Here is a 23,423-nt window from a genome sequence, read left to right as displayed (position 1 = left end):
ATGGACGAACTGCGGCACGCGCTCTCCGAACTCGTGATCGAGCGCGTCGGCTTCGGCATCTTCGTGCTCGATCGCGACCTGAACGTGCTGATGTGGAACCGCTTCATGCAGGACCACAGCGGCAAGACCGCCGAGCAGGTGACGGGCAGATCCATCTTCGCGAGCTTTCCGGAACTGCCGCGCGTGTGGCTCACGCGCAAGATCGAAAGCGTGTTCCAGCTCGGCAGCTTCGCATTCAGCTCGTGGGAGCAGCGGCCGTATCTCTTCAAGTTCGACCATGACCGGCCGATCACCGGCGGCGTCGACTTCATGCAGCAGGACTGCACCTTCATGCCGCTCACGCTGGAGCGCGAGGTGCGCGCCGTGTGCGTGACGATTTCCGACGCGACGCACGCGAGCATGATGCAGCGCGCCCGCGACGAAGCCGTGGCCAAGCTGCAGGAGTTCGCCGACCGCGACGGTTTGACCGGCATCGCGAACCGGCGCTATTTCGAGCTGCGCCTGCGCGACGAATTTTCACGATGGCAGCGCTACGGCGGCGAGCTGTCGATGCTGCTGTTCGATCTCGACCACTTCAAGCGCATCAACGACGATCTCGGCCATCTCGTCGGCGATACGGTGTTGCGCGTGATGGCCGAGCGCGTCGCGAAGAGCGTGCGCGTGCAGGATGTGTTCGGGCGCTTCGGCGGCGAGGAATTCGCGCTGCTGCTGCCGTGCACGCCTTTCGAGGACGCGATGATCGTCGCCGAGAAAGTGCGCCGCGCGATCTGCGAGACGCCCATCGACGTGCAGGGCGCGCCCGTGCCGATCACGGCGAGCGTGGGCGTGGCGCGGGCGCGCACGGATGTGACGTCGTCTTACGAGGCGCTCATCAACGAAGCCGATGCGGCGCTCTACACGGCCAAGCGCGAGGGGCGCAATCGGGCGGTCGGGTTCGCCTGAACCTTCGCCCGGCGCGCCGCGCCCCGGCCCGCGCGTCCCGTGCGGCTTAGGCGCAATCAGGCAAAGAATTGATATACTCTTTGCCGCTTCCGGCGCAGTCGCAGCCGGCTCGCGCCGGCTTTTTCTCTTCGATCTTTCCGCACAGCGCCAGGTGGTTCCGCGCGCGTCGGATTGCATCGAGACTGGCGCCTGATCTCTTAATTTGCCCTTGGGGGCGCCACAGCGGAGTTCGTCTTGGCCGTTTCCAACATCATCGCTGACGATCCTGCTCCAGACGCCGCGAAAACGTCGTCGGGAAGTTCGTTCTATCTTGCGATGCGGATCCTTCCCGCCGAACAGCGGGACGCGATGTACCAGATTTACGCGTTCTGCCGCGCGGTCGACGATATTGCCGACGAAGGCACGCTCCCGCGCCGCGAGCGCGCGCTCGCGCTCGACCAGTGGCGCGCGGACATCGACGCGTGCTACGCCGGCGCGCCGAGGCAATCGCTCGAAGCGCTGACGCGCCACATCCAGGCTTTCCAGCTTTCCCGCGACGACTTCCAGGCCGTGATCGACGGCATGGCGATGGACGCCGCCGGCGATATCGTCGCGCCCGACGAAGCCACGCTCGACCTGTATTGCGATCGCGTGGCGAGCGCGGTCGGGCGGCTATCGGTGAGAATTTTCGGGATGCACGAGGACGCCGGGCGGCGGCTCGCGCATCATCTCGGGCGCGCGCTGCAACTGACCAACATCCTGCGCGACATCGACGAAGACGCGGAAATCGGCCGCGTGTATCTGCCGCGTGAACTGCTCGCGCGCGAAGGCATTTCGACGAGCGATCCGGCGAGCATCGTCGGCGATGCGCGCCTGCCGCGCGTGTGCGCCGTGCTCGCCGAACGCGCGAAGGGCCACTACAAACAGTCCGACACGATCATGGCGGCCTCGCCGCGTGCTCTGGTGCGCGCGCCGCGCATCATGTCGGCGGCGTATCGGACCGTGCTCGACGCCAATCTGAAACGCGGCTTCGACCTGCCGCGCACGCGCGTGAGGACGCCGCGTTCGCGCCTGCTGTGGATCGTGGCGCGCAACCTGATCTGATGTCCCGGCGGGTCATCGTCGTCGGCGCGGGCGTGGCCGGGCTCGCCGCCGCGGTCGAGGCGCAACGGCGTGGCGCGCGCGTCGTGCTGCACGAAGCGGCGCCGCACGCGGGCGGGCGCTGCCGCTCCTTCTTCGATCCCCGGCTCGGCGCCACGCTCGACAACGGCAATCATCTGCTGCTTTCCGGCAATCATTCGGCGATGGCCTATTTGCGCACGATCGGCGCGGCGGAAACGCTGCTCGGCCCGACGCATCCCGAATATCCGTTCTTCGATGTCGCGACCGGCGACGCGTGGACGGTCCGCATGTCAACGGGCCGCCTGCCGCGCTGGATCTTCGACGCCGGCGCGCGCGTGCCCGGCACGCAGCCCGCCGATTATCTGCCGTTCCTGCCGCTCTTCTGGGCGAAGCCGGGCCGCACCGTCGAGGAATCGGTGCGCAGCAAGGATCGCGTGTGGCAACTGCTCGTGCGCCCGCTGCTGCGCGCGATGCTCAATGCCGATCCTTCGGAGGCGAGCGCGGCGCTCGCGGCGGGTCTCTTGCGCGAGACGGTCGCGCAGGGCGGGCAGGCGTGCCGGCCGCTCATCGCGAGAAGCGGGCTGTCGCATGCGTTCGTCGAACCGGCGCTGCGGCTGTTGCAGTACGGCGGCGCGGAAATCCGGCTCGGCTCGCGCGTCGCCAGCATCGGGGTTTCGGGCACGGATTCGAAGGAGCGTGTAAGCTCGCTGGCTTTCGAAGGCGCGGCCGAGCCCATCACGCTCGGCGCGGGCGACGGCGTCGTGCTCGCCGTGCCGCCCGATGCGGCGCGCCGGCTGGTGCCGGATCTGAGCGCGCCGGATGCATCGCGCGCGATCGTCACCGTGCATTTCGCCGCCGATACGCCCGACGGCATTCAGCCGCTGACGTGCGTCGTCAACGGCATGTCGGACTGGATTCGCGCGGCCGACGGGCGGCTTTCGGTCACGCTCGCGAGCGCCGGCCGATGGCTCGCGACGCCGCACGAAGACATCGCGCGGGCGGTCTGGCAGGAGACGGCGCAGGCCGTGAAGATGCCGGCCGTGCCGACGCCGCCGTGGCAAGTCGTCGTCGAGGAACACGCGACGTTTGCCGCCGTGCCTGCGCAGGAAGGTTTGCGGGCCGCCACGCGCACGCGCTGGCACAATTTCACGCTCGCGGGCGACTGGACGGCGACCGGCCTGCCCGCGACGATCGAAGGCGCGATCCGTTCCGGCCAGAAAGCCGCGGACGCGCTGTTGAACCCATCGATGGAACGCTGATGAACGATTTATCCCTGTCGGCCGTGGGCGCGCAGGTGCCGGGCGCCTCGCTCGACGCCGCCGTCAACCAGGCCACCGACGCGCTGCTCGCGGCGCAACATCCGGACGGCTACTGGCTCTACGAGCTCGAAGCGGACGCAACCATCCCGGCCGAATACGTGCTGCTCGTCCACTATCTCGGCGAGACCGCCGACGTACAACTCGAAGCGAAGATCGGCCGCTATCTGCGGCGCATTCAACGCGAGGACGGCGGCTGGCCGCTTTTCACCGACGGCGCGATGGACGTCTCCGCGACCGTGAAGGCGTACTTCGCGCTGAAGATGATTGGCGATTCGCCCGACGCCGGGCACATGCAGCGCGCCCGCCGCGCGATTCTCGCCGCGGGCGGCGCGGAGAAGGTGAATGTGTTCACGCGCATCCTGCTCGCGCTGTTCGGCGTCGTGTCGTGGCGCGTGGTGCCGATGATGCCCGTCGAGATCATGCGTCTGCCGATGTGGTTCCCGTTTCATCTGTCGAAGGTGTCGTACTGGGCGCGCACGGTGATCGTGCCGATGCTCGTGCTCAACGCGAAACGTCCGCGCGCGCGCAATCCGCGCGGCGTGCGCATCGACGAAGTGTTCACGAATCCGCCCGTCAATACCGGCATGCCGGCGCGCTCGGGGCACCAGAGCCGCGGCTGGTTCGCGTTCTTCCGCGTGGTCGATTCGATTCTGCGCGTAGCCGACCCGCTGCTGCCGAAAGCCGGCCGCGAGCGCGCGATCGATGAAGCGGTGCGCTTCGTCGACGAGCGCCTGAACGGCGAGGACGGTCTCGGCGCGATTTTCCCGGCGATGGCCAACTCGGTCATGATGTACGACGTGCTCGGCTACCCGCCCGAGCATCCGCACCGCGCGATCGCGCGCAAGTCGCTCGACAAGCTGCTCGTCATCGACGAAGCCGACGATGGCGAGGCGTATTGCCAGCCGTGTCTGTCGCCGGTGTGGGACACGTCGCTCGCGGCGCACGCGCTGCTCGAAACCGGCATGCCGAAGGCGCGCTCGGCGGTGGCGCGCGGCCTCGACTGGCTGGTGCCGCTGCAGATTCTCGACGTGCGCGGCGACTGGATCTCGCGCCGTCCGAACGTGCGGCCGGGCGGCTGGGCGTTCCAGTTCGCGAACCCGCATTACCCCGACGTCGACGACACGGCGGTCGTCGCGATGGCGATGGAGCGCGCCGATCGCGAGAACGGCACCGCGATGTACGGCGAGTCGATCGCGCGGGCGCGCGAATGGGTCGTCGGCATGCAGAGCAGCGATGGCGGCTGGGGCGCGTTCGAGCCGGAAAACACGCAGTTCTACCTGAACAACATTCCGTTTTCGGATCACGGCGCACTGCTCGATCCGCCGACCGTCGATGTCTCCGCGCGCTGTCTGTCGATGCTCGCGCAGCTTGGCGAGACATCGTTCAACAGCGAGCCTGCGCGGCGCGCGTTCGATTACATCGTCAGGGATCAGGAGCGCGATGGAAGCTGGTACGGGCGCTGGGGCCTGAACTACATCTACGGCACCTGGTCGGCGATGTCCGCGCTGAACGCGGCGGGCGTCGCGCCGACCGATCCGCGCATGGAGCGCGCGGCCGCCTGGCTCATCGGCATCCAGAACACCGACGGCGGCTGGGGCGAGGACGGCGAGAGCTACAAGCTCGACTATCGCGGTTACGAGCAGGCGCCGAGCACGGCGTCGCAGACGGCGTGGGCGCTGCTCGGGCTGATGGCGGCGGGCCTCGTCGAGCATCCGGCGGTCGCGCGCGGCATCGGCTATTTGCTGAGGACGCAGCAGGCGCACGGCCTGTGGGACGAAACGCGCTTCACCGCGACGGGTTTTCCGCGCGTGTTCTATCTGCGCTACCACGGTTATCGCAAGTTCTTCCCGCTGTGGGCGCTCGCGCGCTATCGCAATCTGACGCGCGAAGGCCTCACGCGCGTGACGGTGGCGATGTGAGCGCGCCCGTCGTCGCCGTGACCGGCATGGCGTTCGAGGCGAAAATCGTGCGCGGACGCGGCGTTGACGTGGTGTTCGCTGCGCGCGCCGACTGGCTCGAGCGCGCGTTGTCGGACGCGATCGCGCGCGGCTGCTCGGGCGTCATCAGCTTCGGCACGGCGGGCGGGCTCGCGCCGGATCTCGCGCCGGGTGCGCTGATCGTGGCCGACAGCGTCTGCGGACCGTTCGGCGAGCTGCAGACCGATGCGGCGTGGTCCGCGCGCATCGCCGATGCGTTCGCGGGCACGCCGGTCGGGCGCGTCACGCGGCGCGGCAAGATGGCGGGCGTCGCCGCGCCCGTCAAGAGCGAGGCGGAGAAGCGCTCGCTGCATTCGTCGACGGGGGCGCTGGCCGTCGACATGGAATCGCATATCGCCGGGGCGATCGCGACGGCGCGCGGGCTGCCGTTCGCGGTGTGCCGCGCGGTCGTCGATCCGGCGTGGCGAACGTTGCCGCCGGCCGCCACGGCCGGTTTGCGCGACGACGGCACGACTGCCATCGGCCCGATTTTGCGTGAATTGCTGCGCGATCCGACGCAACTGGGCGCGCTCTTGCGGCTCGCGTCCGATGCGCGTGAGGCCCGCGCGACGCTCGTGCAGGCGCGACACGCGCTGGAAACGGCGCGGGCGCTGGCGATGGGTTGATCGAAGACACCGCAGTACCCTTGCTTTCTGCGGGTTAACCCTCACCTCGGTATAATCAGGGAAAACCCTAATCATCGCGCGTCGATTATTTGCACGACGACGCGCCAGCACCGAAAGTGAGGTACCGCAAATGAATTTCCATACCCGCAAATGGGTCAAGCCCGAAGATCTGAACCCGAACGGCAGTTTTCCAGACTGACATCTCGATTCGTCAAAACGGAGAGGCCGGTTTGGGGTTGTTACATTCTTCATATGTAACAACCATACCGCGGCCCCCGAAGTTACAAATCTATCAAACACCTTTCGTGCATTCTTCCACGGCATTCTTCCGAAGCATTCTCCCAGAACAGCCCTCGCCATTACTGCGGGCCTGACTTCTCCAGCCAACTCATCTACAGCGAGCTGTTGGCTCATGTCAGCGTCCAAAGCTGCCATATCCTGCGCCTGCGTTGTGTCCGATGTCCGGTTGACTCCGGGCCACGGCGCTAACGCCGAAATTTGAGCGTAGTGACCGCGTCGCATTCGACCGCTATTTAGCGACATTGCCAGCGAGCACAGTCTCAACAAGCGTTCGAAGCTGCTTACGTTTCGACTTCGATAAGTGACCCCACGCCAGCACCAACTCTGCAAGGTCTTCGTCTTCGCAATAGAAATATGCCGCCGGCACGCGCAGCACATTGGCCAACTTCAACGCAATTTCAAAGGGCGGTTCGTGTACCCCTGTCTCGTAACGACTGATTCGAGCACTCGCCGTATGTTCATCAAGTCCAATTTGGACGCCCAATCTGTCTTGTGGAATTTCCGCTTGACGTCGGGCATGCCGGAGTCGCTGACCGAAGAGTGAGGCGGATTGCTTAATTTTCATTCTACGAATATCGTAGGATTCACTTGTTGAATCTCTACGAAATTCGTAGAATCGGATTTGTCAGTGTGCCATTTCGACGTATAGCCGAAATCATTGGCTCGTCAAGGGTCTCCTTCAGACCAGCTTTGCCGAATTAGCTGCGGAGGCTGCCATTTATCTGGAGCGCGCAGTTGCGAGCCGGCGCCGGAGGAACGTTGCCTAGCGCAAACGTCGGTGCTGTTAGGGCGCCCGTGTTGGTGACCTTCATAAGCCAACCCGCATGGACAAAGGACGGCACTACACAGGGGCCATCTCAGTGTCAGCCGAATGGCGCGCGCAAGTAATCGAGGAGGTTTGATGCCCCTTTGCCCAAAATTCGTCCCTCCGGCAGAGCCTGAAATCCTTTTATCGTCCTGGAGAGTTTTTGAGACATCGGATGGCTTGCTGCATCTTGTCGGCTTCGACTCATTTAGCCGAGGACGCGTTAGCTGGGCTGTCGGTGTCTTTGACCACGATGCTATGCGCGCATTTACAAGCGACGGGAACACCTATCGACTCGTTGGGAAGCCCGGGACGTTCTGGGACGTTGAACGCGTGTGGGAGTGCTGGTTTCAGGCCAACTGCGAAGGCGCGGTCACCGATGTCACGGAGCTGCTGATTGGAGGGTCCGCCGTCGACGTTTAACGGTACCGGACGTACGGTGAGAGACGAAACTGGCCTCGGCGTGTCGGCTCGCTTTGAGCAAGCCTTTCCGCGCCAGCAGTTTCATCGATTCCTCGCGGAGTAGGAACTGGCCACTTAAGCAAGGGAATATCATGCCGCAGTCGACGCATAGTGCGGAGAACAAAACAACGGCCAACGAAGAGTGGCTAGAACATATCATTCATCGCGCAGTCGTTGCGGCCATCCTTTGCGACCCGAAAGGCGCTGAAGCGCTGTTGGAAATCCCTGATGCGGCGCTTGGCCGCATGTTCAAGAATCATCTTTGCAAAGCCGTTGGCCAAGCCACCGTGTATGGAATCGACCTCCCAGCGCTCCGCGAGAAGGAAGATGAACTTCGCAAGCGCGTCGGACCTGAGTCGAATCGGATGCCGGAACACAAACCTTCGCCAAAATACCGTGACGCGAACGTTGCGCGTTACCCTCTTGTGCTTCAAGGAAAAGTGCTCCGAAAGCACGACTTCTGCAACTCTGCCGGCGTCACGGAAAAAAAGCTGGCTAAGCTCGTTGAATCGCAGCGAGTATTTCGCGTGTTCTTTGGTCCAGAAGCCTACTACCCAGCGTTTTTCCTCTCGCCCTCAATCTTCCGTGACGACTTCAAAAAAGTCGTACGCGCTCTCGGAAGAACTGACCCTTGGACCATATTCGACTTTTTCACGATGCCTCATGAGTCACTGGGCGGAGCTACACCGCTTCAACGGCTATCAGTCGGAGATGTCAAGCCGATAGTAGAGGAAGCTGCTAGCTTCGCGGAACAATACTCGCGGCTTTTCCCTCAGGCACGAGGCCTCACTTCCTAACGTCCGCTGGCCGTGAAAGAACTGCTTAACTTCGCGCTCTGCAACCCCATACTCTTAGTCGCGCCGACAGTCGCGCTCGCAGTCATCTTGGTTTTGCTGCTCGTCAAAAAGAGATATGTGAATGAAGGCGTTTTGTTTAGGCGCATGCCTGCGCGGCAGTGCGACCCACCACGCGCGGCATCGGAGAAGAAAACATGATTTCGCATAGCCATGTCGACCTCGAAATTGCACTCCGCAAGTTCCACGGGTTAGGCCTGGAAGATGGGGACCTCGGATATGCCTACTGGTACGAAGTTGGACAGTTACAGAAACGAGCGGCGGGGATGCAAGCGCGAATAGACGCACGCAGCAAAGAGCTGGAACAGTTACGTGCCATGCCACCGAAGGACAATTGAGAACAACGCTACGCTAGGCGGTTGGGGCTCTCACAGCTTGGCCGGTTGCTCCTGCAATGTTCTTCATACCTGCCGGAAAGCTTAGATGGAACCCTTAGTCTGCAATTACGTCCCTCCCTACGTTCGTGCGGAAGCGGCCGAAACGAAGTATCCGGTTGAGATTGAAATCTGTGGCGAGTACTACCGTCTGCCGTACACGGAGATGGAGGGCGAGAAGGCGTGGTATCGCGACTTCAAGCAAGTAATCATCGGAATGCACGTCTCGTGGTTGTGTTCGGTAACGCGGGACGAATGGGAAGCCCTGACTTTCAACATGGTGATGTCGTTGGTCAGGCACACAGGCTTCCACCTAATCGAGGCTCGAGCAGTTGTGCACGAAGCTACTGTCGGCGCCGACAGACTCATGGAAATGGAAAACGACCAGGTGTTTCGTGATGAATATCCGGCGGTCGCCGCTATGTATGACGTTGAATTCAAGCGGCAGCTTGCGAGATTGCAGGCAATGGTGAAGGCTTGTCCGGAAACCAAAATCGTGCCACCAGGGACCGTTCGGCGGCGAACGCAAGGCTCCAAGCGCAAGCCTCGCTCAGCAAAAGGCGCCCCGAGTGCATCCAGTGGCGAAGCATCGTGAACAACGGGGCGGAGCGCTCACGAAACCGCTGGTCGCGTAGCCAGCGGCGTCGCTCAGGTCGCCGATTCGCGCGTGCGGCGATGTGAGTCACGGGAGCTATTTGACCCGCACACGCTTCGTTGGCTCTTCTGGTACGAAGTGGGATAGCTACTGAAAATTGCAGCCGGCAGGCAACGAGAAACGGGCAAACTCAGCAAGAAACTGGAACAGATGCGCGCCATGGGACTGCATGACGATTGAAATCTATGCAACGCCAGGGGCTGGGGGCTCGCACCGATGGAATCCGGCGCGTGAAGATGGTTGTACTTCGAGCGGTGAGCCACAATGTCAAGGAAAGCGGAGATTCCGGCACCATGCGAAGCCGATGATTTCATGTCGACCACTGACGCGGCGAAGCTGCTATTCGTTTCCCGTCCGCATGTTGTGAAGCTGCTTGCACAGGGAAAGTCAAGCTTCACCACAAAGCTGGGAAAAAGCCGGTTCCTGACGAAGGCGTCAGTGCTGGCTTATCAGGCGCACCTGGATACTGAGGCAAAAGCCTAAGCTTCGGCAGCCGACAACGAATGATGCAAATATGGCGGAGTCCAACCGCCCGCTTCACACGATGAAAAACTGGAGGCGAGCGGGAGATGAATATCGTGGCGTGTACGATAGTCGATTCAAGTATCTGCCGCGGGAATGGAGGGCGGAATGACGGACCGATGTGTGCCTCATGATTCTCCAAGAGAGCTGGGTGCGCTATGACGCGTGCGAGGACCTTGCTAGTCAGCTATCCGCGTACGCATCGCGAAAGATTACTATCTCTGGTCTGTCGCCAGACGTGGCGTTGACTCGCGCCGAGAGAGGCGTGATATTGAAGGTCGACTTGGGCGAATGGGACTTCTCCCAACGTGAGGTGACCTGGGTCATGAAGCGCACCCGGCAACTGCTACTCGCTGCGACCGACGGCTAGCGAGCACACACGCTGAGAAAGCTCACGCAGCGCCCGCCCCAATAGGCAGACCCAGCCCGCTCTAGGCGTGCCTCGGTGAATGTGCCTGCGTTCTTAGGAGGTTTTGCTGATAAAAAACTTCAGGTGCATTGGCAGTGAGCCAAACGAAGATGACCACACCAATTGAACGGTCCAACTTCGAGCGACTATTCGCGGAGGCAGAAAGGCTGTCCGAAGACTTCATTCCAAGCTGGCAGATGCGGAAATCCCCTAGGTGCGGCATCATCCGCTCGGGACCCACAACGGACAAGTGGTGCATTTTCGCGCCTTCGTCCGATGTCGACCAAGCATGGGCGAAAATTAAACGCGCCGTTAAAAGCGACAAGCTGCTCCCCTCGGAGATAATCCTCGAAAGAGACGGCTTTGTCTGCTCGCGGCAGCCTCAGTATATCCTTATAGCCCTTCAATACATTCGGAGTCGAAGATGTTAAGGCATGTCGACCTTACTCGGACGTTCACACGACCGAGTGAGCAGCCAGAGGATGATGATTGGACAAGCTATCTCAACTCGAAGCATGGGGGGCTGAATTGGGCTGACCTGCACGAAAAGCGTGTTGCTGTAGTCGTCGGAGAAGCCGGCATCGGGAAGACGACCGAATTCAAAGACGAAACGGAGCGCCTGAAAAAACAGGGCAGGGCTGCCTTCTTCGTGGAGCTCAGTCAGCTAGCGGTGAGCGACTCATGGGAACTGGCGCTTGGCCACTCAGATTTAGAGTTCGAGACATGGCAGCAGTCGACGGATGTTGGGTACTTCTTTCTGGACGCAGTCGACGAAGCACGACTGACCAGTCACGTTGCTCTAAAGAAGGCGCTCCGGCTTGTCTATACCAACCTGCGGGCATATTTCCCTCGCGTGCGCGTCGCGATTTCCAGCAGATTGACTGACTGGTCAATCGAGGATGTGCAAACTGCAGTTAAAGAATGGTTGGTCGAACCCATCGACAAGGCTTGCCGAGAGCCGGACCTAGATACCCCAGACGTGCCGCAGGGTCGTGCGACGCTACCTTCCGTGGGTGAGCCACCCAAATACGAACCGCCAGAGACATTCGTCGCATCTCTCGCGCCGCTGTCAATTCCGGAAGCACAGAAACTGGCTCGCGCTTGGGGTGTTCGGAATGAGGGAAAATTCTGGTCTGCTATTAACGATGGTAACTATAAACATCTAGCGACTCGCCCGCTCGACCTAGACTGGATGGTAGGGGTTTGGAAGGCAAAGGGTTGTCTTGGAAGCTATCGAGAACTCATCGAAGGCAGTGTCGCAAATCGGCTGCTAGAAACTAACCCCAGTTACCGTGCGTCGGATGCTGTTCTTTCCCCAGCACAGCTTCGGCAAGGTGCTGAACTATTGGCCGCCGCAACAGAATTGTCGGGGCGTGCCTACATTTCGTGCGATATATCGTCACCCGTTCGCGAAAGCGAGATTCTGCCTCATCAGGTGTTGCATGATTGGAGCGATGTCGAGGTTTCGCGACTGCTGGCGTCCGCATTGTTTGATGAAGCAACGTTCGCGCGTGTGAAATTTCATCACCGGACCACGCGTGCATACCTAGCTGCCTGCTGGTTAGACGGGGAACTGCAGGCGGGGGTGCCGCTGCATCGCATCCTGATGCTGTTCGTTGCTGCACCATTTGGTGAGCCCGTATTGATTCCCGCTCGGCGATGGGCGCTTTGCTGGCTGACAGCAATCAATGCGAAGGCTCGGGAGTGGGTCGTCCGGCACTTTCCCGAGATGCTTCTTTTTGACGGCGACCCAGAATCATGGGATACATTGTCAGCAGATGCCGCTTTCGCCAGCTACGTACGGAAACGGAACGAAGGCTATCGGCCGGACTGGTACAACGACGCCGCAGAGTTCATGCGGGTCGGAAAGCGGCTTACCAACGGCCTCCTTGCAAGCTACCTTTCCAACGCGGAATTGCCAACGAGCGTTAAAGTCTCGCTCTTGCCCATTGCTGTGCATGCACGTCTGACCGATTGCGCTACGGCTGCTTTCAACATTTTCTCGGACTCTAATTCAAATTCGCGCGAGCAGCTGCTGGCACTAGACGCGCTCGAGACGATAGCAACACCCGAGCAACGCCTAGCTATCAAGGAAAGGCTGCTATCGGCCTCGCTTCCATCAAATGAGCTTATCGCGGCGGCGCTTGCAACTGCGGGCGCCGAATCCCTCACGACGGCAGACTTGACCAAGACTATTGCGATGACTGCTGCTGAGGATGAGTATGGACACGGACCGATGGCGTCGGCCATCAGCAGGGACATACTTCCGAATACGACTGTACAATCTGCGACAGCGATACTGGAAGCGGTCGTCGCAAGCCTACCTGTCGCGAGCGAGGCAACCGAGTTCAACAAGTATCACGGCCCAAAGCCGCTCCGCGCATGGCTCCTGGACGTTCTTCCCGCATGTCTTGAGCGGTTGCTGTCAATTCTCGACGTCACGATAGACGAATATCCGCCAGCCTGTCTTGAGGGGGCAGTTTGCATTGAGGTGCTGCGTAACAGCTGGTACTCAGACCATGAATTGACAAGCGTCCACGACGAGATTGCTCGCCATCCGCGCCTGCGGTGGCTGCTCGCCACAACCTTCGCACAATCGTCCCGAATCTCGCATCTGACTACACGAATATGCTGGTCTGGCTGCTTGGTTAATTTTGGCGCGACAGACCTCTCGGGTCTGACCAAGCGCGCAAACGATGAGCACTTGCCGCCAGCGGAGCGTGAGTTCTGGTTTCAAGTCGCAAAGGAGATGGCGGCGGGTCATCTCACACGACCCGCAAGCAAGGACGCTCTCGCTGCGCTCGTGGTTGGCCCTGACCATAAGGCACGCGCGGACAGGATTGCCGCAGACCTCGCCACAAGGGTGTCCAGCCGGTTGCAGCAACGCAAATGGAACGGGGAGCGTCGTCAGCGCGAACGTGAAATGCTCGCACAAAGCGAAAGGCATAAGGAGCAAGTCAGAGCTGCGATTGCTCACATTCGAGATACAAGCCATATGGGGACGCTGTGCTGGCTCGTTCAATATTCCTATGAACATGCCGGTCGTAACGATTTCTACCGCGTCGACTACGGAGTAATCGCCCGCAACTTGGGGCAGGACGTTGCCGACGCGCTCGCTGCAGGATTAACGAAGGTCTGGCAACGCTGCGAACCGCCTAGTCCAGCTGAATACCCGAATGGTACAGTTCCGTGGGAGGTTATTCTCGCATTGGCTGGGTTGTATACAGTTCTGAAGGAGGGGCAGCATGTGGCGGCCCTTACCCAGAGCGATGTCGGCCGGGCCGCTCGTCTTGCTGTCTGGGAACTTAAGCGGCCACCTGAATGGTTTGACCAGTTGGTCACCAATAACAGGTCCGCAGTGGAAGAGGCTTTGCACCCATGGATTTTGAGCGAAGCTCTTCAGGAACACGCGACGACCCATACGCGGCGAGCGCTCGACCTTGCCCTTCATTGCCGTGGTTCAGTTCGCGCCAGATTGCTACAGCCGCTGGTTCCGTCCGTTTTGGGCCGGCAAATTCCTTCACCGGCGATTTCCAAGGAACTGTTCGACGCGCTGCGTGCTGATGGCATCGTGCCTCCAGAGACGGTGGAAGAGTTTTGCGATGCCATGCTGGTCGAATCCATGAAGGCGGATGGTCTGCTCGGCGACTCACATTGGCTACGAGTCTGGCTCGAGCAAAATCCTCACCATGCGTGGACATGGTTCGAGCGTAACCTTCCTACTGACGACGCGACCGCCAAGGCGCGAGTGAAGCAATTTGTTGACGCGCTGTCCGATTTCAAGTGGATTCGAATGCCAGCGGACGATTCCACGGTCGAAGTCTTGATGCAACTTCATGCGCTGGTCTCGAAACACCGTTCGGCAGCGGACGCTGCTTCGGAGAGGGTGCAGGATGATTCGTTTGCTCCTTCCATGACGCGGACGCTAGAGACGATACCCGGAATTCTCGTTCGTGTTCCTGGAGTTGCCGCGCATCAGGCGTTACTGAAGCTTGCTTCAATTGAGACCGAGCTAGTGATAAAGACGTGGATTAAGGGGCGCGTCTACGAACATGCAGCTCTGGAAGTATCTCTCACAGCCCAATTCGAAGTCGACGATTTGCGTTCGATTGGACAGGTATTGCACCGCGAACCTCGGAGCGAGCGTGAACTTTGTGAACAAGTGCTCTCGAGATTGGAGGAGATTCGGATTGGGATAGAACAGGGTCCGTTCAGCGACCGGGGGTTGTTCGCTGCTGGTATGCGAGAAAAGTTACTGCAGCTTTGGCTTTCGGCGCGTTTTCGCGACACGCCGAATCGAAGGTTCAGCGTTCATCGCGAAGAGGAAGTCGATGACGACAAAGAGACCGACATACAGCTAAGCGCAAGCAGTTGGAACGTCTGCATTGAAATAAAGCCCGTTGACCATCGACGCGGGTATTCTGTCGCGTCCTTGACCGGTACCCTGCGTGACCAACTCGTTGGGCAGTACTTGAAGGGATTTAACAGCAGTCACGGCATCCTCGTGCTCTTCCGACTGGACAATAAAGGGTGGAACATCCCGGGGGTTGGCAAGGGACAACCATTTCAGGCGCTGGTCGTATACCTGCAGGAACAGGCTCGACTCATCAAGGGAGAACACCCCGGCATCCAGGAACTGATTGTATTCGCCATCGACTGCATGCCGCCCATTCCTTCGCGTGCAATCGAGGATGGACGTGCTGTAAAGGTGCTTCCGGCTCAATGAGCACCGACCTGCTGCTTGGGTTGTGCTCGCTCCATCAGGCTCTCGTGGAAAGGTGCGTAGATGTCGGCGAGGTGTGCCGGCAGTTCAGGGGTCGCACACCACGCGCTCTGGTAAAGCTCTTCGAGCTCATGCGAGGCGGCTGGCGGCACTCGCTCGAGCGCCTGCGCCGGAACCTGGTTTCCCGGCCGGGTATGATGCTGCGCTTACCATACGCCGTGGTATCCATGAGAATCCCGGGGAAATGCGTTGCCTGACCACATCTGCTACGACTGTTTTATCGATGAGCACCTCCGCGAGTTGGTCCGTCGTGAGGGCGCCGTCGACGAATGCCGCGCTTGCGAAGAACAACGCGAGGGCATCACCGTTGGGCGGCTCGGCAAAATCCTAGAGCCCATTATGCGCGACTGCCTTCGCGTCGGCGATTCAGTCCGCGACATCGACGCCGACGGAGAACTTTACTATCGCCAACTCGGAGACAGTCTTTCGGGTTGGGTTCAAGAGTTTCTTGGCAAGCATTACAACTTCGAAGACGAAATTGTGGACGCCATCGTCGGAGCCGATGACTATAACCCAAGGGATGGAGATGGACCTTTCTGGGACGACATGCAGAGCTATGAGCGCGTCCAGTATCTCCCCGGCGATTACCACGAAAGGTGGAAGGAAACGCTCGCCGATGTCAAGCATCGCAGGCGATTCTTTAGCGAGAAAGCCCGACTGTTCTTCGCGCAGCTTTTCGAGGGCGTAGAAGACCTATATGTGCCAGGCAAGCGCCGGACTCCGGTAGTTCGTCGGCTGAGTGCGGGGACCTGCCTGTATCGCGCTCGAGTAGTAAGCAGTGCATCCGAGTTCAAAGAGATGCTCGCGGACCCGTTGAAGCACATCGGGCCGCCTCCGGCCGCAGATGCACGTGCGGGTCGAATGAATGCCGAAGGCGTTTCAGTGTTCTACGGCTCACTGAAGGCAAAAACCTGCCTGGCTGAGATGGGCCCCGCCATCGGAAGTGACATCGCTCCGATTGAGCTGAAGACCACAAGGAAACTGCGAGTCCTGGATTTTGTCCCGCTCGATAGTGCTCGCTCAAGCAAGAACCTAAGCTTCTTCCGGCCTGATTTTCGGGCGGAAACCGCGCGGCGGCAGTTTCTCAGCCTGCTGCACACGTTGATTGCGCAGCCGATTACGCCTGGTCGCGAATCTGACTACCTCATCACGCAGACGATGGCGGAGTTTCTCTCGCACGTCACGAAGCCGGCGTTCGACGGAATCATGTTTCAGTCGGCGCAGCAGCACGGCGGAACGAACGTTGTCTTGTTTCCGAACGCAATGGTCAACGATGCTGGCGAGCCACAGGACCTCCCGCTTTCACTCGCAGACGGTGACGTGCGCCTGTACAGAACCCAGTCGGTTGCGTACTCTCACGAGCGACAGCACTTTTATCGCGCCCCCGATTCGGATGAAGTCATTCCGATACGCGAAGTCAACGAGCGTTGGCCAATCGCCGGGGACGACCCCTTTAACGGCCAATTCTGATTGTGCCGCCGGAGGGCGCCAGGCGGCCCATTCCTGCTGGTCGTAAGTGTGTAAATTTGCTCCGAGCAAGGCGACAGGTTAATCACCATATGTTAGTCTCCCCGGACAGATGAGCATCATTCAAAAAGTCACATAATCAAGTATCTGCGAAAGGATATACGTGTGAGACGGCAAACTCGCGCGTCGGGGCATGGCCGTGCTCTGAGGCAAACGGGCATAAGTTCGGGACGCTCAAATACGGGTCCCGACTTGGTGTCCCTCATGAGGGACCTCGCGAGCGACGAGAAGACCGGCGTCAATGCCAGTTTGGGCTTCACGTACCAGCATTGGTACGCGGCGCTCTTGGCCATCGAGCGCCTCGGCGTAATGGACGACTACCTTATTATCCTCGAGTTCAAGGAAGACGTAGCCATCGTTGATTCGCCGGAGGAGCCCTCACGAGCCGAATTCCATCAGGTCAAAAAGAACGAGCAGTCCGGAATCTGGACCTTGCGCGACCTGCTCGCTACCGGCACGAAGAAGTCCGGCGAAAAGACGATGTCCACCATGGCCAAGCTGGTCTTGCGTCGACACAGTTTCCATCCACATCCAACCGTCCTGTGGTTTGCGTCGAACGTCGGGTTCAAACTTCCTCTTGAGGAGGGTGAAACGCCACGCATGACGCATGACGCCAATCTCATGGACCTGTGCGACAGCGAACTGGCGACACTTCGGTCCGCGCTCGCGAAGGAACTCGACGTTGATGAGGATACCGTCGTCCTCGACGATTTCCGCCTGATTCGGACTGGGCTGCCGCTCGACGAACCTCATCGTTTCGTCGCCGGAACGCTGGATGAGCTCGCAGAAAAGAAGAAACTCCCGTTCCAGATGAAACGACCGGTTCTCGGCGCCAGGATGGTGGCCAACGAGTTTGCCAAGGTGGGAAGCAAGAACAGCTACGCGAAGACGTTCACCCAGCTCAAAAAGCGTGGTGTTTCACGTAGCCAGGTTGCAGACATTCTGGTGCAGGTCGAGAACTTCAAACAGGACAGCAGCCACGACGTCCTAAAGGATTGCTTCACGCGACTCGACGCCGAAGTGCACGACTACGAAATTCTTGAAGATGTGAAGTTTGAGCTGGTTCGCGTATGCGCCGACCTGACGGACCGGACAAACATCGAACTCCGCGCTGTATGCATTGCGTTGGCGAGAGCGCGCGACACGTTCAAGCAGGCGCAAAGACGCTTCCGGTTGCTAGGCGAACAGATGGAAGCGATAGTCTACGACGCTGAGAAAGCCAGCCCGGAACTATGCGGCAGCTATACCTTGGGATACCTTCATTGTCTCGCGCTTCTTATTATCAAAAATGCAACCGACATCCTTATATTCACTGCTGCGCCTGGTGCGCAACAAGAGGTTAAAAAGTGACCCGGCTCGTGACCTTCAAGAAGCTCTGGCTAGCATCCGAAAGAGACAAGCGCGGGCGCGAGCTGAGCTTCGGGCAAAAGACTCTCCTGCTGGGACCTAACCACACCGGCAAGTCACGCATCTGCAAGAGCCTTTACTGGAGCCTCGGGTGCGAACCGCAGTCGCTGGTCTCCGGCAACTGGGACCCGGCTACGGTTGGCTTGCTCGAGTTCTCCTTCGCGGAAGAAACGTACTTCGCCCTGCGCAAGGGACGTGCGATGGGATTGTTCTCGTCCCAGAAGCGCCTGCTATTCGCGACCGACAGAAACAGCGAATGGGTTGAACGAACGGCGAAGCTTTTCGGCTTCCATCTGAAACTGCCGCGGCCAGGCGGTGCCGCATACGGCCAGGCTGGGTTGGACTATATGTCGTTGCCGTTCTACGTTGACCAGGATGGCAGCTGGGGCGCCGACTGGACGACCTACGACAACCTTGGCCAGTTTTCACGCTGGAAAGAGCCCGTGTTCGCAACGTTGACCGGTTCGCGTCCGAGCGCCTATTTGATAGCAAAGCAGAAGAAGGAAGAGATTGACCGGCGCTTTCGCACGAAGGAAGCTGACCTCGCCGCGCAGAAGGAGGCATTCCTGCGGGTTCGCGAATCGCTTCCCAAAGCAACACCCTCGCTCGATATAAGCGCGTTTCGGGCCGAACTTGTCGAGCTGGCAAAGTCTGCGCAGGCGGCGCAGGCTGAACAGATGAAGGCACGCGAGCGCCTCATTGTGGTTACGGGCGAGCGCCAGAGCCTCGAGTCCAAGCTGAAGCTGGCAACCGCTGCGCAGCATGACCTCGGAGGAGACTTCGAGTACCTGAGCGCAGTACCCGACGACACCAAGATTGAGTGCCCGACTTGCGGTGTTCTGCACACCACTTCGTTCCACGCGCGGCTGTCCCTCGGGCAGGACCTTGAGGAAATGAACGAGCTCGTCGCGCAATTAAGCGACAACCTGGATGCGTGCAAGTTGAAGGAGTCGGAGTTACGTCAGACGCTTCGCAACATTGAACGCCACGTCGAGAAGTACGAGCAGGCATTGTCTTCCGGCCGCTCGCGTACCCGGCTGGATGAGGTGCTGAGCGCTCATAGCAAGCGCACGCTCGACGAAGCATTCTCGAAGGTCGAATCGACCCTCGGTACCGAAGTCGCTGCGTTGAGGAAGGAGCAGGCGGCAGCTGACGTCGCGGTGAAGCGCTATGACGACAAGCATCGCAAAGCTGATGTGAGCAAGTTCTACAGCGCCGAGCTGCGACGCCTTTCTGACCTGCTCAATATTCCCACATCCGAACGCATCGAAGACACCGGGATTGGGAAGCGTCCGAAGGCAGGTGGTAGCTCGGGACGCCGCGCCATTCTCGCGGTGCATCTCGCACTGGTAGCGTGCAACTTCGAGAAGGGTGACCTACCATTGCTCCCCGTCATCATCGACACATTGCAGCAGTCCGGCCAAGATGACCCGAACCTCGGGCGGATGTTCAATATCGCCGCAGACCATATCGGCGAAAGGCAGCAGCTTTTCATCGCGATGGAGCGACTGCCGGCCGAGGCGATTGTCGATGGATTCGACGTGCAGACGTTCGAAACGCAGCAGGGCCTTCTGCGTAGCGACCAATTCAACAAGGTAGCTCTGACCATTCGACCAATGTTGGGCGCGGTACGAGAGCGCATCCAGCAACAGGCGTCGACAAAACACGAGTCTTGAGTAGGCCACTCTGCGCGTCGATTGGTGGGCCCGCACGCGATGCTTCGAGACAACTCACCCAGTGTCTCGCATGATGGGCCTAGCCTTAACTAGCGGGGATGAGTAACTCGGCTTACGACCCTTGCTACGGTAGTTGTAGCGGGACGCTTGTCCTGGTCGTCGAGGATGATTTCAGTGGTAACCGTGCGAATCAACTACGCTTTCGCCCACGATAGACCGGCGTCCTGCTCTTCTTCCTCGGTATCGAAGACGCCGAGAAATCCCGATGCTTCCATCGAAGGCGAGACGGGTAACGCGAACGTCATCATCTGGCCGTCACTTGCTCAAGATATTTCGGCAGGTAGCGCTGGGCGCATCGCTGTTCGCGGTGTACGGAACATGGCAATGCGAGGGCGAGGTCCACCACCTGGTCGCCAACGGCTTGTCCATATGTCGTATCTGCTCAGCGGCATGACGACCGTCAGTCGAAATTTTTGTTGAGCAGCTACCGGCTTTGCTGAGCGAATGGGTTGATGGGGTAGACCTTCTCGGGCTCCTTGACCCGCTCGAGCAACTGGACCGTAGACCATCCCGCCACGATTGTCTCCAGGCCCCGCAACACATTGGCTTCAAGTGGCTGTATTCCCGCATCTCCTTGAAAGTTAGCGCTGAACGCTGAGTGAAATCGGTACTGGAAGAGCCCTGAGACTTGGGCGATTCGTTCGGGCGTATTGGAGTCTGTGTAGATGACCGACTCGGGCGAGAACGGGTCGTAGTAAATCAGGTGTGGGTAGTCAGTTTTGATTGCAACGAGCGGCTCATCGCAGACCTTGAGCGACCCAACGAGCTGGATTGAGCCCTTCATGCCCTTCGGCGTTTTGAACACCCAGATTCGCCCTGGCGAACGTTCCAACTGTTCTGAGAGCTTCATGTTGTTGGAACCAAAATACCCGACCTCACGGTTCTTGAGGTTGGTTTCGAGCTTTTGCCAGTAATAAAAGAGGTCCATGGAGCGACGCTTGATTGTTCCGTTGGTTGATACATCGCCTTCGATATTACCAACTCGGCTCGGGAAATCCGACATGGAGCAGGTAGCTCGTCATGAGTAGGAGTATCGTTGTCTGAGTCTCGATTGGCATGCCCATCAAAGGGCTCGTCCAGGGGGGCAAATCGGGCGCACGCGGCGGCCGGTCGGCGAATGGCTTTCCCGGTGGGAATTGGCCGGGTACCACTGGGAATCCGTCAGGCGGTGGGCGTGCCGACGTTACACATCGAGGAGGTCGATGACGGGTCGTTTGTCGAGGTCGTAGCCAAACCGCAACGATGTTTGGGGGCGCTATCGTACAGGGCCACGGCCTCTAGCCGAAGCCTGCTCATACCGACGCGTGTTTGCTTCCTTATAAGGAAGCAAAATCTCGCTGTTTGCTTCCTTATAGTGCAGCAAGCCTCTTCAGTGTTCATCTCCTCGCAGTTCGCCTCAGGTTTGCCTGAATTTGTTTGCAGCCAAATCTCCTACGGCCGCGGCCAGGTTTCCGAGCGCGCGCTTCCAATGCGAAATCATCACCCCTGTTCCGCGGCATACATATCGCTGACCGTTCCGCGGTGAGCCGCGCGACTGGTCGGACATCAACGGCAGCGGTCGCGGGACAACCGGTACTGTGGGATAGTCTTGAGACACCGGACAGGGTGGCGAAGTTAGCGCCCTGAGACGAACGGCTGACGGGCGACGCTGGCTCCGAGGGGCATCTCACGATGTTTTGGAACGTGTCTGAAGGCCCAGCTTAGGATAAGGCGGGGCTCTACTTCACCAAGGGGCACTCGAAAAACAAAGCATGTACACGGAGCGAAATGCTCAATCAAAAGAAGAAACAAGTATGGGCTATGCGTGGGCAAAGGATGGTAGTCATCGTACGTTGCCGCTGTCCCGGTTTCAGTTGCGTCTGAATGCGAGACGCGTCCATGTGACGCCTTGGTTTCGATTCGACTCTTGGATGGAACCGGTCGTTTCGCTGTACACACAACGTAGGCCGCAATCTGCAGCTAGCTGCACCGTTTCCTCGTCTGTTACCTCGAACATGTGACGTCCCGCGGGGACCAGGCCATGCCGTATCGTCATCAGGGCATGTCCTCCGGCAAGTAAAAGTGAACTCAGGTGGCGCATCGCGTGTATCCGCTCTGAAGCGTCGAGGTGCATCCATACGGCGGTCAGCATGGCCACGTCGAACGCCAGGTTCATCGAACGCACAACGTTGAGGTCCGGAAGACTGTCGTCGACCCACTCGATTCGGCTCGACCTATGGCGCGTTGAGCCGAAGTTGCGAAGCTCATCCACGGGCTCGACCGCGACAACGCTATGGCCCATCTCGGCTAGCGCTGCCGCGTCTCTGCCGCTGCCGGCTCCGAGGTCGAGAATAAGCGAGGGCATTTTTGGGAACAGGTGTGCCACGTCGCCATGAAGGTCGGAGAATGACATGTTTTCCCAGCGTTCAATCATTTGAGCGGCATTTTCAGCGTAGCCTTCAGCTCCTACGACATTGCTCGACATATCAGTTCCGGCTCTTAGCGGTAACTCAACGCTTCAGTTCGACTTCTAGGAAGACTCGAGGCTACTTCGTTGACGAGACAGTCGTCGGCGTCGCGTGTGGGACTGCAATGACCCTCGTTCGTTCCGTTTCGCCCTTGAACACGGCTTGTTGTTCAGGTGGGCTTCCCCTGGTTCACACGTCACTCAATGCACCCCTTACGGTGTCGCAGAACCACTGCTGAGCGCCCGAGTCCTCGGCGTGCGGGTACCAGTACAAATTCACCTCGAAGGGCTGTATTTGGAACGGAAGCGGTAGGACCTTCATGCGTCCTTCGCTTGCGAATGCTCGGGCGACTCGCGTTGGCAGCGCGAGCACCAAGTCTGTCGTTGCAATCGAGGAAAAGAGGCTGGTGAAGTGGGGAACCCGGAGGACAATCCTTCGTTTCAGGCCCATCTCGCTGAGCACATCTTCGACGAGATGATGGCCCGTGAAAGGTGCCACCACAACGTGATTTGCCGCCACGAACTGCTCTAAGGTCAGGGTATCGCCGATGCCCGGATGCGATGCGCTCAGGAGGCAAGAATAGCTTTCTTTGAACAGAGTCGCTTTTCTCGCCTCGCCGCCAACAAACTGCAGGTTTCCTACGACGGCGTCCACATATCCGGTCTGCAGCCACTCAGCAACGAGGTTACTGTCAATCTGCACGATTTCGAGGCCGACGAAAGGCGCGATGGCCTGGAACTCGCGAACGAGGATGGGCAGAAAATATAGTTCGCCCAGGTCGGAAAGCGCGAGTCTGAAAGTGCGCTCCGAAGTTGAGGGGTCGAACTGTCGCGTCGCTGAGATGGCCGATTCAATGCTGTTCAGTGCGGCTTTAAACGAGCTGAACAACTGCGTCGCGTTGAATGTTGGGACCATGCCGTCCCGACTACGGGTGAACAGCGGGTCGTGAAGGAGGTCCCGCAGTCGATTCAACGAGTAGCTGACTGACGGCTGCGTAATACTCAGGCGTTTCGCTGCTCCGCTGACGCTCTGTGTCTCGTAGATTGCGACGAACGTCCGAATCAGGTTCAGGTCGATGCTCATGGTTACCACCTATATAGATGGTATCTATTTTAAGAACAAAAAAGAGATGATTGGTCTTATTCCTTCTGCGCTCATAGCATAGGTGCATCGAACGG

Annotated in this window: 17 protein-coding genes and 1 pseudogene; 14 read left to right on the top strand and 4 right to left on the bottom strand. The window is 59.6% G+C overall.

The window, feature by feature from the left end; translation table 11 throughout:
- The 5 genes from BTHE68_RS20220 (at position 1) to BTHE68_RS20200 (ending at position 5,964) form a co-directional block, all read left to right on the top strand.
- Positions 1–942, top strand: coding sequence for a GGDEF domain-containing protein (locus tag BTHE68_RS20220; protein ID WP_162068292.1), 942 nt, complete (start codon positions 1–3; stop codon positions 940–942).
- Positions 943–1,176: 234 nt separating this feature from the next.
- Positions 1,177–2,025 carry a presqualene diphosphate synthase HpnD gene (gene hpnD, locus BTHE68_RS20215; RefSeq protein ID WP_162068005.1) on the top strand — a complete coding sequence of 283 codons (849 nt, stop codon included), beginning with the start codon at positions 1,177–1,179 and terminating at the stop codon, positions 2,023–2,025.
- Positions 2,025–3,302 carry a hydroxysqualene dehydroxylase HpnE gene (hpnE, locus tag BTHE68_RS20210; protein WP_162068004.1) on the top strand — a complete coding sequence of 426 codons (1,278 nt, stop codon included), beginning with the start codon at positions 2,025–2,027 and terminating at the stop codon, positions 3,300–3,302. The genes hpnD and hpnE overlap by 1 nt, the downstream gene beginning before the upstream one ends.
- Positions 3,302–5,281, top strand: coding sequence for a squalene--hopene cyclase (shc, locus tag BTHE68_RS20205; RefSeq protein WP_162068003.1), 1,980 nt, complete (start codon positions 3,302–3,304; stop codon positions 5,279–5,281). The genes hpnE and shc overlap by 1 nt, the downstream gene beginning before the upstream one ends.
- Positions 5,282–5,307: 26 nt before the next feature.
- Entirely contained in the window at positions 5,308–5,964 is a 657-nt protein-coding gene (locus BTHE68_RS20200; RefSeq protein ID WP_232078026.1) for a phosphorylase, read from the top strand.
- 529 nt (positions 5,965–6,493) lie between these two features.
- Here the strand turns inward: BTHE68_RS20200 and BTHE68_RS20195 are convergent.
- Complete coding sequence (locus BTHE68_RS20195) at positions 6,494–6,829, bottom strand: helix-turn-helix domain-containing protein (protein WP_162068001.1); 336 nt, start codon at positions 6,827–6,829, stop codon at positions 6,494–6,496.
- Positions 6,830–7,623: 794 nt separating this feature from the next.
- Between BTHE68_RS20195 and BTHE68_RS20190 the strand changes: the two genes are divergently transcribed.
- The 9 genes and pseudogenes from BTHE68_RS20190 to BTHE68_RS36890 all read left to right on the top strand — a co-directional run.
- Positions 7,624–8,328, top strand: coding sequence for a hypothetical protein (locus tag BTHE68_RS20190; protein ID WP_162068000.1), 705 nt, complete (start codon positions 7,624–7,626; stop codon positions 8,326–8,328).
- 194 nt (positions 8,329–8,522) lie between these two features.
- Positions 8,523–8,723 (top strand): hypothetical protein, encoded by a 201-nt coding sequence (locus tag BTHE68_RS20185; RefSeq protein WP_162067999.1) that lies wholly within the window; start codon positions 8,523–8,525, stop codon positions 8,721–8,723.
- An 85-nt stretch (positions 8,724–8,808) separates the two neighbouring features.
- Entirely contained in the window at positions 8,809–9,354 is a 546-nt protein-coding gene (locus BTHE68_RS20180; RefSeq protein ID WP_162067998.1) for a hypothetical protein, read from the top strand.
- 372 nt (positions 9,355–9,726) lie between these two features.
- Positions 9,727–9,897 (top strand): excisionase family DNA-binding protein, encoded by a 171-nt coding sequence (locus tag BTHE68_RS20175; protein WP_162067997.1) that lies wholly within the window; start codon positions 9,727–9,729, stop codon positions 9,895–9,897.
- 872 nt (positions 9,898–10,769) lie between these two features.
- Positions 10,770–15,071 carry an NACHT domain-containing protein gene (locus tag BTHE68_RS20170; RefSeq protein ID WP_162067996.1) on the top strand — a complete coding sequence of 1,434 codons (4,302 nt, stop codon included), beginning with the start codon at positions 10,770–10,772 and terminating at the stop codon, positions 15,069–15,071.
- 246 nt (positions 15,072–15,317) lie between these two features.
- Positions 15,318–16,598: an RES family NAD+ phosphorylase gene (locus tag BTHE68_RS20165; protein ID WP_162067995.1), complete on the top strand. Its 1,281-nt coding sequence runs from the start codon at positions 15,318–15,320 to the stop codon at positions 16,596–16,598.
- A 261-nt stretch (positions 16,599–16,859) separates the two neighbouring features.
- Positions 16,860–18,005 (top strand): dsDNA nuclease domain-containing protein, encoded by a 1,146-nt coding sequence (locus BTHE68_RS20160; protein ID WP_162067994.1) that lies wholly within the window; start codon positions 16,860–16,862, stop codon positions 18,003–18,005.
- Positions 18,006–18,013: 8 nt separating this feature from the next.
- Positions 18,014–19,738 carry a hypothetical protein gene (locus tag BTHE68_RS20155; RefSeq protein ID WP_162067993.1) on the top strand — a complete coding sequence of 575 codons (1,725 nt, stop codon included), beginning with the start codon at positions 18,014–18,016 and terminating at the stop codon, positions 19,736–19,738.
- A gap of 270 nt (positions 19,739–20,008) precedes the next feature.
- Positions 20,009–20,218: pseudogene (locus BTHE68_RS36890) on the top strand (hypothetical protein); the annotation flags it as partial.
- 4 nt (positions 20,219–20,222) lie between these two features.
- Here the strand turns inward: BTHE68_RS36890 and BTHE68_RS20150 are convergent.
- The 3 genes from BTHE68_RS20150 to BTHE68_RS20140 form a co-directional block, all read right to left on the bottom strand.
- Positions 20,223–20,801 carry a hypothetical protein gene (locus tag BTHE68_RS20150; RefSeq protein ID WP_232077974.1) on the bottom strand — a complete coding sequence of 193 codons (579 nt, stop codon included), beginning with the start codon at positions 20,799–20,801 and terminating at the stop codon, positions 20,223–20,225.
- An 846-nt stretch (positions 20,802–21,647) separates the two neighbouring features.
- Positions 21,648–22,262 carry a class I SAM-dependent methyltransferase gene (locus BTHE68_RS20145; protein WP_162067992.1) on the bottom strand — a complete coding sequence of 205 codons (615 nt, stop codon included), beginning with the start codon at positions 22,260–22,262 and terminating at the stop codon, positions 21,648–21,650.
- Between the two features lie 172 nt (positions 22,263–22,434).
- A complete protein-coding gene (locus tag BTHE68_RS20140; RefSeq protein ID WP_162067991.1) occupies positions 22,435–23,328 on the bottom strand; it encodes a LysR family transcriptional regulator in 894 nt (297 codons plus the stop codon).
- Positions 23,329–23,423: the final 95 nt, after the last annotated feature.

The sequence above is a fragment of the Burkholderia sp. THE68 genome, from assembly GCF_009938265.1.
GTDB lineage: Bacteria > Pseudomonadota > Gammaproteobacteria > Burkholderiales > Burkholderiaceae > Caballeronia.
The sequence above is the reverse complement of the archived record's forward strand: the minus strand, read 5'-3'. Positions and strand labels throughout refer to the sequence as shown.

Coding starts and splice junctions, on each gene's coding strand:
- BTHE68_RS20220 (WP_162068292.1), top strand. CDS start 1: ATGGACGAACTGCGGCACGCGCTCTCCGAACTCGTGATCGAGCGCGTC.
- hpnE (WP_162068004.1), top strand. CDS start 2,025: ATGTCCCGGCGGGTCATCGTCGTCGGCGCGGGCGTGGCCGGGCTCGCC.
- shc (WP_162068003.1), top strand. CDS start 3,302: ATGAACGATTTATCCCTGTCGGCCGTGGGCGCGCAGGTGCCGGGCGCC.
- BTHE68_RS20200 (WP_232078026.1), top strand. CDS start 5,308: ATGGCGTTCGAGGCGAAAATCGTGCGCGGACGCGGCGTTGACGTGGTG.
- BTHE68_RS20195 (WP_162068001.1), bottom strand. CDS start 6,829: ATGAAAATTAAGCAATCCGCCTCACTCTTCGGTCAGCGACTCCGGCAT.
- BTHE68_RS20190 (WP_162068000.1), top strand. CDS start 7,624: ATGCCGCAGTCGACGCATAGTGCGGAGAACAAAACAACGGCCAACGAA.
- BTHE68_RS20185 (WP_162067999.1), top strand. CDS start 8,523: ATGATTTCGCATAGCCATGTCGACCTCGAAATTGCACTCCGCAAGTTC.
- BTHE68_RS20180 (WP_162067998.1), top strand. CDS start 8,809: ATGGAACCCTTAGTCTGCAATTACGTCCCTCCCTACGTTCGTGCGGAA.
- BTHE68_RS20175 (WP_162067997.1), top strand. CDS start 9,727: ATGTCGACCACTGACGCGGCGAAGCTGCTATTCGTTTCCCGTCCGCAT.
- BTHE68_RS20170 (WP_162067996.1), top strand. CDS start 10,770: ATGTTAAGGCATGTCGACCTTACTCGGACGTTCACACGACCGAGTGAG.
- BTHE68_RS20160 (WP_162067994.1), top strand. CDS start 16,860: ATGAGGGACCTCGCGAGCGACGAGAAGACCGGCGTCAATGCCAGTTTG.
- BTHE68_RS20150 (WP_232077974.1), bottom strand. CDS start 20,801: ATGTCGGATTTCCCGAGCCGAGTTGGTAATATCGAAGGCGATGTATCA.
- BTHE68_RS20145 (WP_162067992.1), bottom strand. CDS start 22,262: ATGTCGAGCAATGTCGTAGGAGCTGAAGGCTACGCTGAAAATGCCGCT.
- BTHE68_RS20140 (WP_162067991.1), bottom strand. CDS start 23,328: ATGAGCATCGACCTGAACCTGATTCGGACGTTCGTCGCAATCTACGAG.